12 protein-coding genes are annotated in these 16,695 nt (G+C 60.5%); 8 read left to right on the forward strand and 4 right to left on the reverse strand.

Features of this window, described 5'->3' with window-relative positions:
* Window positions 1–330: 330 nt before the first annotated feature.
* The 3 genes from J7394_RS02835 to J7394_RS02845 are packed head-to-tail and all read left to right on the forward strand — an operon-like array spanning window position 331 to window position 7,247.
* Window positions 331–4,068, forward strand: a complete 3,738-nt coding sequence (locus J7394_RS02835; protein ID WP_209250822.1) for an S-layer family protein — start codon at window positions 331–333, stop codon at window positions 4,066–4,068.
* Between the two features lie 60 nt (window positions 4,069–4,128).
* Window positions 4,129–5,880: a type I secretion system permease/ATPase gene (locus tag J7394_RS02840; protein ID WP_209250824.1), complete on the forward strand. Its 1,752-nt coding sequence runs from the start codon at window positions 4,129–4,131 to the stop codon at window positions 5,878–5,880.
* A complete protein-coding gene (locus J7394_RS02845) occupies window positions 5,877–7,247 on the forward strand; it encodes an HlyD family type I secretion periplasmic adaptor subunit (protein WP_209250826.1) in 1,371 nt (456 codons plus the stop codon). Before J7394_RS02840 ends, J7394_RS02845 begins: the two co-directional genes overlap by 4 nt.
* A 77-nt stretch (window positions 7,248–7,324) precedes the next feature.
* Here J7394_RS02845 and J7394_RS02850 read toward each other — a convergent pair whose 3' ends face one another.
* Window positions 7,325–7,942: a TetR/AcrR family transcriptional regulator gene (locus J7394_RS02850; RefSeq protein WP_209250828.1), complete on the reverse strand. Its 618-nt coding sequence runs from the start codon at window positions 7,940–7,942 to the stop codon at window positions 7,325–7,327.
* A gap of 147 nt (window positions 7,943–8,089) precedes the next feature.
* Here J7394_RS02850 and J7394_RS02855 point away from each other — a divergent pair, with 147 nt between their 5' ends.
* From J7394_RS02855 to J7394_RS02870, 4 genes are all read left to right on the forward strand, one after another.
* On the forward strand, window positions 8,090–9,019 hold the full coding sequence (locus J7394_RS02855; protein WP_209250829.1) for an AEC family transporter: 930 nt from the start codon (window positions 8,090–8,092) through the stop codon (window positions 9,017–9,019).
* Between the two features lie 105 nt (window positions 9,020–9,124).
* The gene (gene fghA / locus J7394_RS02860; protein ID WP_209250830.1) at window positions 9,125–9,958 is read left to right on the forward strand and encodes an S-formylglutathione hydrolase; all 834 of its coding nucleotides are present in this window, start codon (window positions 9,125–9,127) and stop codon (window positions 9,956–9,958) included.
* Window positions 9,959–9,961: 3 nt separating this feature from the next.
* Window positions 9,962–11,419 carry a Si-specific NAD(P)(+) transhydrogenase gene (gene sthA / locus J7394_RS02865; protein ID WP_209250831.1) on the forward strand — a complete coding sequence of 486 codons (1,458 nt, stop codon included), beginning with the start codon at window positions 9,962–9,964 and terminating at the stop codon, window positions 11,417–11,419.
* The gene (locus tag J7394_RS02870) at window positions 11,416–11,871 is read left to right on the forward strand and encodes a YaiI/YqxD family protein (RefSeq protein ID WP_209250832.1); all 456 of its coding nucleotides are present in this window, start codon (window positions 11,416–11,418) and stop codon (window positions 11,869–11,871) included. Before sthA ends, J7394_RS02870 begins: the two co-directional genes overlap by 4 nt.
* Before the next feature lie 84 nt (window positions 11,872–11,955).
* On the opposite strand, the gene J7394_RS02875 is transcribed toward J7394_RS02870, so the two are convergent.
* On the reverse strand, window positions 11,956–13,197 hold the full coding sequence (locus J7394_RS02875) for an MFS transporter (protein WP_209250833.1): 1,242 nt from the start codon (window positions 13,195–13,197) through the stop codon (window positions 11,956–11,958).
* 149 nt (window positions 13,198–13,346) lie between these two features.
* Here J7394_RS02875 and zapE point away from each other — a divergent pair, with 149 nt between their 5' ends.
* Window positions 13,347–14,405: a cell division protein ZapE gene (zapE, locus tag J7394_RS02880; protein WP_209250834.1), complete on the forward strand. Its 1,059-nt coding sequence runs from the start codon at window positions 13,347–13,349 to the stop codon at window positions 14,403–14,405.
* Window positions 14,406–14,478: 73 nt separating this feature from the next.
* Here the strand turns inward: zapE and J7394_RS02885 are convergent, their stop codons facing one another.
* The gene (locus J7394_RS02885; protein ID WP_209250836.1) at window positions 14,479–15,753 is read right to left on the reverse strand and encodes a folylpolyglutamate synthase/dihydrofolate synthase family protein; all 1,275 of its coding nucleotides are present in this window, start codon (window positions 15,751–15,753) and stop codon (window positions 14,479–14,481) included.
* Window positions 15,750–16,682, reverse strand: a complete 933-nt coding sequence (accD, locus tag J7394_RS02890; RefSeq protein ID WP_209250837.1) for an acetyl-CoA carboxylase, carboxyltransferase subunit beta — start codon at window positions 16,680–16,682, stop codon at window positions 15,750–15,752. The genes J7394_RS02885 and accD overlap by 4 nt, the downstream gene beginning before the upstream one ends.
* Between the last annotated feature and the right edge of the window lie 13 nt (window positions 16,683–16,695).

The following is a 16,695-nucleotide window of genomic DNA, read 5'->3' on the forward strand; positions in this document are numbered from 1 at the left end:
TCAAGGTACCTGTGACACTACGCGCTGCCCCCTTGTTTCAGAAGCCCGGACAGCGGTTTAAGGCAAATTTGACCCCCACAATTCGTCACAAATAGGTGAAACTTCGTCATCAAATAAGTGAGCGACCCGCGTTTTCCCGTCGCATCGCCGTTTGAATCAAGGCCCTGACCAGCGAAGACTTCACAAAACCCGTGAGTATTTGCGTTGGTTATACCCCCAATTTGAACCATGAATTTCCGCTGACCACGGGCCAGGCCTACTGATTTGTTGCGTCGGTTGCCCGATCGAACGGGCCACCTGCATCACGCAACAAACCAGACGGAGTGACCCATGCTGTCCCAATTCGTAGAAAGCCTGCGCGCCCGTCTCTTGACCACGTCAACACTGGCGCAAGAGACCACACGTGACGGCCAAACCCTTTTCAACAACTTCTTCCAGAACACGATCGTGGATGACACGCCCGCCTTTGTTCTGGCCAATGACTTTTCCCGCCTGCTGAACTTTGGCGAGATCGTCACCAACAACGCCGTCGCCGCCGTTCAGGCGCAGGGCGAGGATGTTGACGTGTTCAACTTCCGCTCAGGCGTGATCGAGGCGAATAACGGCCCCGACGCACTCGCGACCGGCGTTCAGGTCACTGGCAGCGCCGCTGTGCGCAACTTCGGTGAGATCTCGGGCGACTTTAACGGTGTTCAGTTTGCGGGTCTCGAAAGCTCGGGCAGCCTGGACAATTTCCGTGGCGGCGTGATCTCCTCCGACAGCCGTGCCGTGGATATTCAGGGCCAGGGCATTGATGTGCGCAACTTCGGCGACATCCTTGGCACCGGAGATCAGCGCAACGGCACGATCTACACCAACAGCACCGCCGAGGATATCTCGATCTCGAACTTCACGGGCGGGACGGTGGATGCCGGCGAAGGCAATCAAGGCGCTGGGATCTCACTTCAGGTCGGGGATGAGGTCGGCGACCGTGTGGAAACCGATATCTTCAACGGCTTTGGCGGCACCATTCAGGGCCGCGGTCAGGCGGCATCGAACACCGGTCTGGCCGGTGACGGTATCCGGATCAACAACGGGGCCGAGGGCACAATTCTCGAGACCGAAATCCTCAACAGCGGGCTGATCACATCTGAAAGCACGCAAGGCACAGCCGCCGGTATCCGCATCGCGGATGGCGCGAGCGCCGAGGGTGAGATCCTGAACACCTCGACCGGGGTGATCGAAGGTGCTGCAAACGGCCTCTATATCGGTCAGGGCACACATGATCTGGACGTTCTGAACTTCGGCACGATCCAGTCCGACAGCCGCGCGGTGAATATCGACGGCACCGGTGTGAACCTTGTGAACGGCGGCGATATCCTTGGCACAGGCGATCAGCGCAACGGCACCGTCTATGCCGACGGCACCGCTGATGATTTCGCGGTCAACAACCTCGTCACCGGCACGATCGACGCGGGCGAAGGCAATGAAGGGTCGGGCTTTGGCGTTGAAATCGGTGGAACTGCGGATGGCGCATCCTCTTTCACGCTGGATAATGCGGGCACCATTCAGGGTCGCGGCAATGCGGCGGCGGGCTCCAACGCGGCAGGCGACGGTATCCGGGTCGGCAACGTGGGCAACATTGGCGTCACCGATGCGGTCATCAACAACTCGGGCATTATCGACTCTGAGGGCGCAAACGGCACTGCCGCGGGTGTGCGTTTCGTCAACGGCGTGTCGTTCCAGGGTGAGTTCAACAACTCAGGCCAGATTTCGGGCGTCCAGAACGGCGTCTATTTCGGCAACCCGGTCGCCGGTGAAGGCGCGGATCACACCGGAGGTGTGTTCAACAACCTCGAAACCGGGGTGATCTTGTCCGACAGCCGCGCGTTCAACATCGACGGCATCGGGTTGGAAGTGAACAACGCAGGTGAGATCGTCGGCACCGGCAATCAACGCAACGGCACGGTCTACGCAGATGGCACGGCGCAAGACTTCACCTTCAACAACAAGGAAACCGGCGTCGTCGATGCGGGTGAAGGCAATGAAGGGTCGGGCTTTGGTGCCGAGATCGCGCGCGAGAATGCATTCACGCTGAACAATGACGGTCTGATCCAGGGTCGCGGCAACGCGGCAGCGGGCACCAATGCCGCAGGTGACGGTATCCGCATCGGCAATGTCGGCAACGCAGGCACGTTCACAGGCTCCATCACCAACGCAGGCACTGTGCTGTCGGAAGGTGCAAACGGAACCGTCGGCGCGTTCCGCGCTGTGAACAACGTCAACTTCCAGGGCCAGCTGGTCAACGAAGAAGGCGGTGTTTTCGCGGGTGTGCAAAACGGTGTCTACTTCGGGACCGGCGATCACACCGGCGGCTCGTTTGTGAACCGTGGAACCGTCACGTCGGACAGCCGTGCGGTGAATATCGACGGCGAAGGGCTTGAGGTCGTCAACGCAGGCGAAATCCTCGGCACCGGCAACCAGCGCAACGGCACCGTCTACGCCGATGGCACTGCCGACAACTATACCTTCAACAACACCGGTCTGGTTGATGCGGGTCTGGGCAACAACGGCTCGGCCGTGTCGCTGCAAACCGGCGATGTCGAAGGCGATATCGTGTCGGCAGCCATTCTGAACGAAGGCACCCTGCAAGGTCGCGGCGACGCGGTTGAGGGCAATCAGGTCGGCGATGGCCTGCGCCTGTTTACCAGTCAGTCAGAGGCCGGATTTGCCGGGGTGGTCGTCAACGAAGGCCTGATCGCAGGGTCCGAGACCTCGGACGCAGCCGCAGGTATCCGCGTTGACGGTGGCCTGAACCTTCTGGGGGCGATCCTGAACGAAGGTGAGATCCGCGGAACGGTCAATGCAATCGACGCCTCGGATGCGGGTGACGTGACCATCGTCAATGACGACGAGGGCGTGATCAATGGCAATGTCCTGCTGGGCGCTGGCGATGACATCTTTGTCGATCTGGGCACCACCAACGGCAATATCGACGGTGGCGCGGGCGACGACGTTCTGATCGCAGGCGATGCGGACAACGTCCTGACCGGTGGTCTGGGCAATGACTTCATCGACGGTGGAGATGGTATAGACACAGCCGATTTCTCGGATCTGGATGTCGCGGTCGAAGTGCGCCTGGGCGCCAATGGCAATGGCACAGCAACCCGCGATACGGGCTTCAATGTCTCGGTCAAGGACGCCGTGGTCTCTGCCCCCGGTCAGTTCGGAGCCAACATCGCCAACGGTGCGGCCTTTTTGGAACAGGCGCTGCAGGGCAACCTGTACTACAACATCCACACATCGGACTTCCCCGGCGGCGAAATCCGCGGGCAGCTGCTGGTGGACAGTGTCGAAACCGAGCATGGCATCCGCACCGTCACCCTCAGCGGCGGTCTGGACGCGGCGCAGGAACCGGGGCCGACCTCGGACAGCGAAGCCACTGGCGAGGCCTCTCTGGTCATCACCCAGAACCTGAACACAGGTGAGGTGACCTATTCCAGCGAGCTGAGCGTTGTGGGCCTGAACGAAGCCGACCTGAACACGCCGATCCCGGGTGTTGTCTCGGCCATCCATCTGCACAACGCGCCGGCTGGTAACAATGGCCCGGTCGTGCAGGATACGCTGGTGGATGCGGGTGCCACGCTTGACGTGAACGCCACAGGCGGCACCGGTGTCATCGGTCAGGACGTCATCGACAACCAGATTGAGGTCGATGTTCTTCAGTCGATTGAGAATGTGATCGGGTCCGACGATGGAGACATCATCATCGGCAGCGATCTCGACAACAAACTCAGCGGTGGTGACGGCGATGACCTGATCTCGGGTGAGGGTGGCAATGACATCCTGATCGGTGGCGCAGGCTCGGATACCTTCACCTTCGGCGCGAATTTCGGAGACGACGTGATCCAGGACTTCGAGGTTGGCCTTGACCAGTTGCAATTCGGAGAATTCGGTCCCGATTTCGGCGGCGCGGTGAATGTCGCACAGGATGGGAACGACGCCGTGATCTCGTTCGGCACCGAAGGCTCGGTCCGTCTGGCGGGCGTCAACACCACCGACCTGAGCGAAGACGACTTCGTCGCTTAATCGAAAACGGACGGGGCGGGTCACACCGCCCCGTTTGCCAAACCGGAAAAGGGCAAGACGATGTTTCAGAAATCCAACCCCGTACAAACCGCATGGGCCTCGTTGCGCAAAGGGTTTGTTGCTGTCGCTTTCTTAAGCCTGTTTCTCAACCTGCTGATGCTGGCCGGGCCGCTTTACATGCTGCAGGTCTATGACCGGGTCCTGACCAGCCAGAATGTCGACACGCTGATCGCGCTGACCCTTCTGCTGGGCGGCGTCTTTGTCGTGATCGCCTGCCTCGACCTGATGCGGATGCGCATCCTTGGCCGCCTGGCCGCCCGGTTCGAGATGGCCGTCGGCGCGCCTGTTCTGGGGGCCGCCATGCGCCGCCGGGTTCAGGGCGAAGCACAAAGCGCCGAGAATCTGGTCGACGACGTCAACGGATTTCGCGAGTTCATCTCGGGCTCGACCCTGACCGCCTTTTTCGACGCGCCGTGGATCCCGATCTACCTGCTGGTCCTCTATGTCCTGCACCCGCTGCTGGGTCTGCTGGGACTGGCCGGAGCCGTTACCCTGACAGTCATGGCGCTGATAAACAACTCACGCGCGCAGAAACCGATGCGAAACGCCGCCGAGGCCCGCGGGCGCTCGGACGCGCTGTTCAAGACCTCGGATCGCAATGCCGAGCTGGTCCATGCGCTGGGCATGAAATCCGATCTGGTGCGCCGCTGGACCGCCCTTCAAATCGACGCGCACGCGCATAAAACACGCGCGGCTGACCGTATCGCTGGCTTTTCGGTGCTGTCCAAGACCATCCGTATGGGCCTGCAATCGGCCATTCTGGGCTTGGGCGCGGCCCTTGCCATTACCGGCGAATCCACCGCGGGCGTCATGATCGCCGCCACCATCGTGTTGGCGCGGGCGCTGGCGCCGATTGATCAGCTCATCGGCCAATGGCGAGGATTTTTGGCCGCGCGCGGATCCTATTCCAAAATCAAAGCGCTGACCGAAGATTTCGCCGAAGAAACACCCAACCTGCACCTGCCCCGCGCCTTCAAGACGCTGGACGTGAAAATCGCTCAGGCCGGTCCGCCGCGCGCGATCAATGCCACCATTCGGGGGATCGACTTCGATCTGGCCGCGGGCGACGTTCTGGCCGTCATCGGCCATAGCGGCTCTGGCAAGACGACGCTGGGCAAGATGCTGGCCGGAATCTGGCACCCGCAACGGGGTGAGGTTCTGTTGGACGGCAGCCCAATGTCGAAATGGAACGCCGAGGATCTGGGCAAACAGATCGGCTACCTGCCGCAGGATGTCGAGCTGTTCGACGGCACGATCCGCGAAAACATCGCTCGTTTTTCTGTCGCCATCGACGACGCCGAGGTTTTTCGCGTCGCGCAGGAAGCTGGCATTCATGAGATGATCAGCGCCCTGCCCGAAGGCTATGAAACGCGCATCGGTCAGGGGTTCTTTCTGTCCGGCGGTCAGCGGCAGCGTCTGGCCCTGGCCCGCGCCCTCTATGGGGACCCGTTTGTTCTGGTGCTGGATGAGCCGAACTCGGATCTGGATGCCGAAGGGGAACAGGCCTTGCGCAATGCCATTCTGGCCACTCAGGCCCGCGGCTCCATCGCCATTGTCATGACCCACCGCCCCGCAACCTTGCAGGCCGCCAACAAGGTCATGGTCATGCGCAACGGCTCCCAGACCCAGTTTGGCGACAAGGATGACGTGCTGAAAGTCAATCGCCGCAATGTCCTGGACAGCTCGGGCAAGGGCACTCGCCCAACCCCTCAGCCCGTCCCGGAAACGCAAATCACAGGAGCAGCCCAATGACACAGATTGTCCCGCACAACGCCTCTCGCAATGCCCTGTCGCTGAATGAGGCAGAGTTCATCGACATCTCGGGCGCCTCGCCCCGGATCGGACGCTATGTCTGGGTCGGCGTGATCACCCTGATGGCCTTTGTCGGAGGCAGCGCCTACTGGGCCTTCGCCTCGAAACTGGACGGGGCGGTAGTTGCCCCTGCCTCTTTCGTGGTCGAAGGTGATCGCAAAACGGTCGAGCATCTGGACGGCGGCATCATCCGCGACATCCTGATTGCCGACGGAGATTTCGTTCAGGCCGGTCAACCTCTGATCCGGCTGGACAGCACCGATATCGACGTCGACCTGAACGTGCTGGGCAGTCAGATGGGTGAGCTTTCGGTGCGCCGCGCCCGCCTGCTGGCACAGATGAGCGGTCAGGACCGGTTTGATGAAGCCTCGGCCATGGCTGGTTTTCAGGCGGGCATGGAGCGGCTGCACTGGACCTCCGCCTATCTGACGCAGAAGCAGCTGTTTGACGCCGAAGCCCGCGCCCGCCAGACCGAAACTCGGATCAACGAGCAGCGGATATCGGGCCTGAAGGATGAAGCCCAGGGGCTAGCCGAACAGCGTGTCAGGACCCAGAACCAGATCGAGATCACTCTGACCGAACTGACCAACCTGCAGACCCTGCTGGACAAAGGGTTGGTCGCGGCCACCCGTGTCAGCTCGCGCCAGATTGAGCTGCAGCGGCTCTACGGTGTCGATGCCTCGTTGCGCACGCAGATCGCGCAGGCTGAAAATCAGGTCAGAGAACTGGAACTGACGCTGATCAGCCAGCAAAAGCTGCGGGATGAGGTGATCGCGGGTGAGCTTGCGGTGGTTGAAGCGCAGCTTGATCTCGTGCGCCCGCAATATGCAGGCACCGCCGAGCGCCGCAAGCGGATCGAGCTGTTGGCCCCGACCAGCGGGCGGGTGGTCAACCTGGCGGCCTCGACCACGGGCGGCGTCATTCGTCCGGGCGAACACATCATGGACATTGTCCCGGCGGATCAGGCGCTGATTGTCGAGGCGCGGGTCAAGACCGGTGACATCGACAAGCTGCGGATCGGCCAGTCCACCCGCATCCGCTTGTCGGCCTTTGCACAGGCAGATGTCCCCGAGGCCAGCGGCAAGATCTTCGACATATCGGCCGACGCCTTGGAAGACGAACGCACGGGCGAGCCCTACTACAAGGCGCGGGTCAAGCTGGACGCCCAGCAGCCCGAGGCAGTGGCAGCGCTGGATTTGGTGCCGGGCATGCCAGCTGATCTGTTCGTCAATACCGGAGAGCGGGCCGTGATCGCCTATCTGTCACAACCCATAAGTGACCGGTTGGCCAAAACCTTTATCGAGTGAGTGGGTACTCAGGTAACGAGTATGTTTTTAACGAGTGGGAATGGTCTGCAGATGGGGCTGCAGGCCATTTCACTTTGTCAAACGCCGTAGCGGGCCATGAACATGTCGACAGCTTGCAGGGCAACCTCGTCTATCTCGGCCTGAGAGAACTCTTCCTGAATGCCAAAGGCAGCGCGCAGCCAGAGGCGCACTTTGCACAGCTCGGCGAATTGCTCGGCTGCGATCATTACATCCTCGATCACCAATTCGCCCTTGGCGACGGCCTTTTCCAGATACTCGACCATCTTGCGCTGACCGTTCTGAGGCCCGGCTTCGTAAAACACCCGACCAAGTTCCGGGAACCGATCCCGTTCGGCCACGCAAACGCGGAAAATCTGGCGATTGAAATCCGACACGAAAAAGCTGACCAACTGCGTCGCGGTAATCGTCAGAACCTCGCGCACGGGTTTGGTTTCATCTACCATCGAGATCACACGCTCGGCCATGCGGCTGCATTCGGTCTGCGCGACCTCGATAAACAGCAAGCGCTTGTCGGGGAAGTAGCTATACAGGGTCGCTTTTGAGACACCCGCCGCCCGCGCGATGTCATCCACACTGGCCCCTTCGAAGCCATCCGCGAGGAAAACCTCTCGGGCCCCGCGCAGAACCTGGTCGAATTTTCGGCCGGTGCGCAGGATGGTGGCGGATTGGGTCATGAGGGCTCCTTCAGCGGGTTGTGGACCGAATTTATAAACCGATCTGTTCAGACACAAGGATTCTTGGTGTTTTGTGACGGGTCGTCACCCAAAACGCCATTCGATCCGTGACTTGCAGGTCGCGCAATCCATGTTAGGAGGGTACGTATGGTCGAGATCTTTCTGCGCACCCTTCCCTTCTTCGTGATCATCGGCCTGGGTTACTGGGCCGGGCGCACGCGGTTCTTCACGCAGGAAGCCACCGCCTATCTGACGAAGTTTGTCTTTTTCTTTGCCCTGTCGGCCATGCTGTTCCGCTTTGCCGCCACCCTGCCCTTTGCGGAGATTTTCAATGGGCGGCTGATCATCGGCTATTTGATCGGGACACTTGCGGTCTATGCGCTGGCGTCACTGGTGGCATGGATACGGGGCCTCGACATCCCCACCGCCGCGGTTGAGGCCCAGTGCGCTGCCATCGGCAATGTCGGGTTTCTCGGCCTGCCCATGCTGGCCCTGCTGCTGTCCGAGGCCGCGATCGGGCCTGTCATGCTGATCCTTGCGGTGGATCTGGTGGTGTTTTCCTCGCTCATTGTGATCCTGATCAATGGCGGTCGGGACGGAAAGCTAACGGTTAAAACGCTGCGCCTGATCGGGGTTGGGTTGCTTAAGAATCCTATGATCGTGTCGATCTCGGCCGGATTGATCTGGTCGGCGCTGCAGATCCCGGTCCCCGGTCCGATGAACGATTTTCTGACCATTCTGGGTGGGGCCGCAACGCCCGGAGCACTGTTCGCAATCGGCGCCTCGCTGGCCGGAAAATCGGCTGAGCGGATCGAAATCGCGGGTTGGCTTAGCTTTTGCAAGCTGATCATCCACCCCGCCTGTGTCGCCGTCGCCCTGCTGTGGCTGGTGCCTGTCGATACATTCTCGGCCACGGTTGCGATTGCCGCCGCTGCACTGCCGGTTGCAGGCAATGTCTACATGCTGGCGGCCCATTATGGGGTTGCGCCTCATCGCGCCTCAGCCGCGATCCTGCTGTCTACGGCGGCCAGTATTCTGACGGTTCCGCTGATCATCGGATGGCTTGCCGCTTTGTGAGCGCGCAACCCCACCAAAAAGTCATGCACATGGCGACTGCCGCACTTTACGCGGCGTCCTAAGGGCGATAGCCATGGCGCGACCCTAGATTAAGGACTCGACCAGATGGAAACCCTTTCGGAAAATGCCTGTTTCGGTGGTGTGCAAGGTGTCTACCGCCATGCCTCGACCGCCTGCCAATGCGATATGACCTTTGGCCTGTTCCTGCCCGCCGAGGCCAAGGACGGCCCCGTTCCTGTTTTGTGGTACCTGTCTGGCCTGACCTGCACCCATGAAAACGCGATGACCAAGGCCGGCGCGCAGGCCTGGGCCGCGGAACAGGGCATCGCCATTGTGTTCCCCGATACGTCTCCGCGTGGCGAAGGCGTTGCCGATCACGAAGACTATGATCTGGGCCAAGGTGCGGGTTTCTACGTCAACGCAACGCAAACCCCGTGGGCCCCGCATTTCAACATGTGGGACTATGTGGCCGAGGAGCTGCCCGCACTGATCGCCGAGAACTTTGCCATCGACATGGACCGTCAGGCCATCACCGGCCATTCGATGGGCGGCCATGGCGCGCTGACACTGGCGATGAACCTGCCGGGACGCTATCGCTCGGTCTCGGCCTTTGCGCCCATTTCGAACCCGACCGGCGCGGATTGGGGCCGCAAACAGCTGAGCGCCTATCTGGGCGATGATGAGGCCGCCTGGGCCAAACATGACGCCTCGCTATTGATGAAAGAGGTCGGATTTGACGGCCCTGTCCTGATCGACACCGGTGCCAGCGACCAGTTCATCGACCTTCTGCGCCCCGAAGCACTGGCGTCGGCCATCGCCGAGCACCGCCAGCAGGCGACCTATCGTCTGCAACCGGGCTATGACCATTCCTATTTCTTCGTGTCCACCTTCATGGAAGACCACATCACGTTCCACGCCGAAGCGCTGTACGGAGACTGAGGCATGAGCAAGTATGACTATGACCTGATCATCATCGGGTCTGGCCCCTCGGGCCGGTCGGCGGCGATTCAGGCGGGCAAGCTGAAACGCCGGGTGTTGGTGGTCGACCGGCACGACCGTTTCGGAGGCGTCTCGGTGCATACCGGCACGATCCCGTCCAAAACCCTGCGTGAAACCGTGCTGAACCTTTCGGGCTGGCGCGAGCGCAGCTTTTACGGCCGCTCCTACCGGGTCAAGGAACAGATCCGCGCCGAGGACCTGAAGGCCCGGCTACACATGACGCTCGACCACGAAGTTGACGTGCTGGAGCATCAGTTCAACCGAAACCATGTGGATACTCTGAACGGGCTGGCCTCGTTCACGGGTCCGCATGAGATCGAGGTGGCGACGGATAGCGGTGAGAAAACCCGCCTGACCGCCGCAAAATTCCTGATTGCGACTGGAACAAAGACCTATCGCCCGGACTATGTGCCTTTCAACGGCAAAACCGTTGTGGATGGCGATGAGTTTCTTGAAATGGCCGAGATTCCTCGGTCGTTGGTCGTCATCGGTGCCGGGGTGATCGGTGTTGAATACGCCACCATGTTCTCGGCCCTGGATGTCCGTGTCACCCTGATCGAGCCGCGCGACACCTTCCTGGATTTCATCGACAAACGGCTGATCCACGATTTCACCCATCAAATCCGCGAGAATGGAGTGGATCTGCGGCTCGGTTCGGCCGTTGAAAAGATCGAAGATGCGGGCGAGCATGTCGAGGTCACCCTTGAGAACGGCCGTCACGTTCGGGCCGAGATGCTGTTGTTTGCTGCCGGACGCATGGGTGCGACCTCAACACTGAATCTGAAAGCTGTGGGCGTTGAAACCGATCACCGCAACCGGATCAGCGTGGATCGCAAGACCTACCAGACCGAAGTGCCGCATGTTTACGCTACGGGAGACGTGATCGGGCACCCTTCGCTGGCCTCGACCTCTCTACAACAGGGTCGCGTGGCGGCCTGTCATGCGCTGGAAACCCCGACCCTGCCGGAAAGCCCTTGGTATCCTTACGGAATCTACTCCGTGCCGGAAATCTCGACCTGCGGCATGTCCGAGGAAGAGTTGCAGGAGCGCGGTATCCCCTATGAGGTCGGCGTGGCGCGGTTCCGCGAAACCTCGCGCGGGCATATTATGGGGTTGGAACATGGCATGTTGAAGATGCTGTTTTCCCTGAAAACCCGCCGGGTGCTTGGTGTGCAGATCGTGGGCGAAGGCGCGACGGAGCTGATCCATATCGCCCAAGCCGTGCTGAACCTGAAAGGCACCGTGGACTACTTCGTGCAGAACACGTTCAACTATCCGACCCTGGCCGAGGCCTATAAGATCGCCGGTCTGGATGCGTTCAATCGGATGCCGATCCCCGAAGAGTTCAAGGTCAAGAAAAAGCCTGTTGAACCTGCGAAGAAAGAGGCGAAGAAGGCGTGACAACGCTCTATGTCGATGGGGACGCCTGCCCGGTCAAAGCCGAGGCCGAGCGGGTCGCGACCCGACACAAAGTGCCTATGGCGCTGGTGTCGAATGGCGGGTTGCGGCCATCGGCAAACCCTTTGGTGCAGGTCGTCATTGTCGCCGAGGGCGCGGATGAGGCCGACAAATGGATCGCCGAGCGTTGCGGAACCGGCGATGTCGTGGTCACCTCGGACATCCCTTTGGCGGCTAAGTGTGTCGAGGCCGGTGCCCGTGTGCTACGGCCAAATGGCGAGGCTTTCACAGCTGCCAATATCGGCCAGCAACTGGCGATGCGCGACCTGATGGCGGATTTGCGCGCGGCTAACCCTCTGGGCGCAGGAGGTGGCGGCAAACCGTTTGGAAAGGCTGATCGCTCGCGGTTCTTGGACGCTCTGGAACGGGAATTGCGAGCGGCGCAACGCGGCTGATCCTCCCGCCAGTTGAAGACGTATCAAAGATGCGCCCTCGCCTGTTGGGCCAGGCAGCGCGTGCCGCGCTGCGGGCGCGCCCAGTTACGCAGCAGCGGGGGTTGGACCCCGGTTCTCACGAATGGGCAGGTGGACAATCGCGCTGAACGCGCCCACGGCGATACCGATCCACCAAACCATCGTGTAGTCGCCATAGACGTCATACATCCGCCCGCCCAGCCAGATGCCAAGGAAGCTCCCAAGTTGGTGGCTGAGGAAGACAATTCCATACAGCGTACCCATGTAGCGCAGACCATAGAGATGCGCGACCAGACCGGATGTCAGCGGTATTGTGGCCAGCCAGAGAGAGCCCATAGCCAACGAAAATGCGATGACCGATATTGGGGTGATCGGAAACATGATGAACACGATAGCAGCCAGCGTACGCGCGGTGTATACGATAGCCAGCAAGTATTTCTTGGGAAAGTGGTTTCCGGCCCAGCCCGCCAAAAGCGTGCCGCCGATATTGGCCAGTCCGATCAGCGAAATAGACAACGCACCCAAGGCGGACGTGGTCGTTATGCCTATCGAATGCAACACGCCACCCGGCTGGATGGGGCCACACATCTCGGTCACGAATGCCGGGAAGTGAGCTGTGATAAAGCCGAGCTGATAACCGCAGCTGAAGAAGCCGAGTGAAATCAGCGTGTAAGACGGATCTCGGAGAGCACGCCCTAAGATTTGACCCATGCTTTCTTCCAACTCGGCCTTACTGCTTTGCTGAGGCGCGCGCATGAAGGGCAGTATCAGCACGAGGCAGAGAATGGCGACGGCGAACACGATATAGACCTGATGCCAGGGCAGGAAGGTCAGCATCCATTCGGCCGTGGGCGCACCCAGAACCTGACCGAAACTGCCCGCAGCCGTGACGATGGCCAAAGACATGGATCGGTTTTCGTCAGAGGACGCCCGCCCAACAACGGCCAGAACCACGCCGAAGCCGGTCCCTGCGATGCCAAACCCGACCAACCATGCGTAGATTTGGTGTTCAAACGGAGTAATGGACCAGGCTGAAAGCACCATGCCAGCGGCATAAGTCAGCGCGCCAAGCACAATGGCCTTTCGGTCGCCGATCTTTTCAGCGATGGCGCCAAAGATCGGCTGCCCGATCCCCCAGGCCAGATTCTGGATCGCAATTGCCATTGAGAAATCGGTGCGCAGCCAGCCGAACTCAGAGGCGATCGGGATCTGGAACACCCCGAACGACGCGCGCACAGCGAAACTGACTGTAATGATGATACAGCCCACGATCAGAATGGGATTCAGCAGACGTGCGGAGTGCGGCATGGGACCCTCAGACAAACAAGTCTTGCGACGCTACTGTTTTTCGTCGGCCCGTCAATTCAGTAGATTTGCGGTTCGACATAAGGAAAATTGATGCGTGCCTGAAATTGCCCGCTTTTCAACGCGTAGTGCGGGCGCTATGGCTCAAACCCATGACGGATCTGATTTCGCTTTATAACGAACGTATCTCCGATGGGTCTCTGACGCGGGATGACGCGCAGGAAGCCGTTCTGCCGCATTTCGAACGTATCCGGGCCGAATTGAGCGCGCCGGTGAAACGGGGTTTGTTCCGCAAGGCTCCACCACCGCCTAAGGGATTGTACCTGTGGGGCGGGGTTGGGCGTGGAAAATCCATGCTGATGGATATGTTCGTGGACGCGTTGGAAGATATACCGGCGCGGAGGGTGCATTTTCACGCGTTCATGCAGGAAATCCATGCGGGTATGCACAAGGCGCGCAAGGATGGTGTCGAAGACGCGCTGGCCCCGGTCGCGCAGGAGGTCGTGAAATCGGTCAAGCTGCTGGCGTTTGACGAAATGCAGATCACCGATATTACCGATGCCATGATCGTCGGACGCCTGTTTGATCTGCTGCATGCGGGGGGGGTGGTCATCGTCACGACCTCGAACCGGCATCCGGATGATCTCTACAAGGACGGTTTGAACCGACAGCTGTTCTTGCCTTTCATCGCCCATATCAAAGAGCAACTTCAGGTATGGGAGCTGGTCTCGCCGACCGACTATCGCCAGAACCGCCTTGAGGGCGCGCCGGTCTATTTCTCGCCAATTGGCCCGGAAGCGCGTGAGAAGATACGCGCCGTTTGGGCAGACCTATCCGGCGGCACGGCCGAGCCCTTGGTCCTGCAGGTCAAGGGCCGTGCCGTTGAGCTGCCAGCTTTTCGCAATGGGGTCGCGCGGGCCTCGTTTTACGACCTGTGTGGACGGATGTTGGGGCCCGGGGACTATCTGGCCATTGCCGAAACGGTCAAGGTTCTGGTGCTGGAAGATATTCCCCGTTTGTCGCGCAACAACTTCAATGAGGCGAAACGCTTTGTGACGCTGATCGACGCGCTCTATGAGGCCAAGGTTCGGTTGATCTGTTCTGCAGCGGCGGAGCCCGAGATGCTGTATGTCGAGGGCGAAGGGACCTTTGAATTTGAGCGCACCGCGTCTCGTCTACGGGAAATGCAGGATCAGGATTGGGGGAAGTAGGGGGCTCTGCCCCCGCCGCCGCTGGCGGCTCCCCAGGGATATTTTCAGCCAGATGAAGCCCTGCGGGCGGATCTTAGCCGTTTTCGCGCAGGATATTGCCCGCAAGGTAGAGGGACCCGCAGATCAGGATGCGTGCATGCGGGTCTTTGGCGACGATTGTGTCGAGCGCCTCGGCCACGCTGTTGGCAGTTGATGCGGGCAGATCGACCTTGGCGGCGGCAGCGGCTGTTTCATCCGCGCTGAGGGTTGCGGCCTCACCCGGAATGGAAACGGCGGTCAGGCTTTGGGCCTGTTTGGCAAGCGGAGCGAGGTAGCCTGTCACGTCTTTGGTGTTCAGCATACCGCAGATCATATGGGTCGGGCGCTTCGGCAAGTTCGACAGAACCTCGGCCAGAGCGATCCCGGCTGCGGCGTTGTGCCCTCCGTCCAGCCAAAGCTCAGCCTGCCCTGCGGCTTGCACCAGCGGGCCGGTTTTGAGGCGTTGCATCCGTGCGGGCCATTCAGCCTTGGTGACGGCGGCCTCATAGGCAGCGTCACCAAGGTTGAGGTGGCGCAGAACGGCCAGGGCCGCTCCTGCATTCTGGATCTGATGGGCACCCAAGAGGTTGGGCAGAGGCAGGTCGCGCAAGCCGGTTTCGTCCTGATAGATCAGGCGGCCATTCTCTTCGGTGACGTGCCAATGCTGACCGTAAGCAATGAGAGGTGCACCGAGGCGTGCGGCGGTTTGCTCGATCACCTCCATCGCCTCATCAGGTTGCGGGCCGACGATGCAAGGCACGCCGCGTTTGATGATACCGGCCTTTTCAGCGGCGATTTTCGCAAGCGTATTGCCCAGAAACTGCTCATGGTCGATCGAGATCGGGGTGATCACCGTCACGGCGGGTTTTTCGATCACATTGGTCGCGTCCAGACGCCCGCCGAGGCCGACCTCGAGCAAGGTATAGTCCGCTTTGGCCCGCGCGAAGGCCAAAAGGGCCGCGCAGGTCGTGATCTCGAAATAGGTGATGTTCTCGCCGCCATTGGCCGCGTAGCACTCATCCAGCACCGCCGTCAGGTCGGGTTCCGAGATCAGCTCTCCGGCCAGACGAATGCGTTCATGGAACCGTGCAAGATGCGGTGAAGTATAGGCGTGGGCCGACAGCCCCGCCCCCTCAAGCCCGGCCCGGATCATCGCCTGGGTCGATCCCTTGCCGTTGGTTCCGGCGATGTGGATCACAGGCGGCAGCTTGTTCTGCGGGTTGTCCAAGGCCCCCAGCAAACGCCAGACGCGATCCAAGGTCAGGTCGATGATCTTGGGGTGCAGCGCCATCATCCGGTCGAGGATGGCGTCCGATGTTTGGGCGGTCATTTCTGATCCGTATCTTCAGCAGGCGCGTCCACGACGGCCTCTTCCGGTTCCGGCGCAGGCAGATCGCCTTTGATCGCCGGAGGCTGGTTCATCAGCATGCGCGTGATGGTGATCAGCTCTTCTCGCAGCTCGGTGCGTTTCGTCACGCGGTCGAGCATACCGTGATCCAGCAGGTATTCGGCGCGCTGGAACCCTTCGGGCAGTTTTTCACGGATGGTCTGCTCGATCACGCGGGGACCGGCAAAGCAGATCAGCGCGTTGGGTTCCGAGATATGCACGTCGCCCAGCATCGCGTAAGACGCAGTCACACCTCCGGTGGTCGGGTGGGTTAAAACGACGATGTAAGGCAGGTTCGCCTCTTTCAGCATTTCGACGGCCACGGTAGTACGCGGCATCTGCATCAGGCTGAGGATACCTTCCTGCATCCGGGCACCGCCTGCGGCGGAGAACAGAATCAGCGGGCGCTTTAGCTTCACCGCCTCTTGCGCGGCGGCGATGATCGCGTTGCCGACATACATGCCCATGGACCCGCCCATGAACGAGAAATCCTGCGCCGCTGCAACAATCGGGGTGCGCCCGATTTCGCCCGTTGCGACCAGCATGGCTTCTTTCTCGCCGGTTTTCTTCTGGGCCGCCTTCATGCGATCAGGGTATTTCTTCTGATCGCGGAACTGCAGCGGGTCATCTTTGGGCGCAGGCACTGCAACTTCGGTGAAAATCCCGCCATCGAACAGGTGGCCGAACCGATCGCGCGGCGTGATTGCCATGTGGTGACCGCACTGGGTGCAGACGTTCTGGTTTTCTGCCAATTCGCGATGGAACAGCATCGTTCCGCACTCACCGCATTTGTGCCACAGGTTTTCTGGCACTTCTCGGCGCGAGAAGATCGAGTTGATCCGGGGGCGGACGTAGTTTGTGATCCAGTTCATATCAGAGCCTTGG

The organism is Ruegeria sp. R13_0, assembly GCF_017743995.1.
GTDB lineage: Bacteria > Pseudomonadota > Alphaproteobacteria > Rhodobacterales > Rhodobacteraceae > Ruegeria.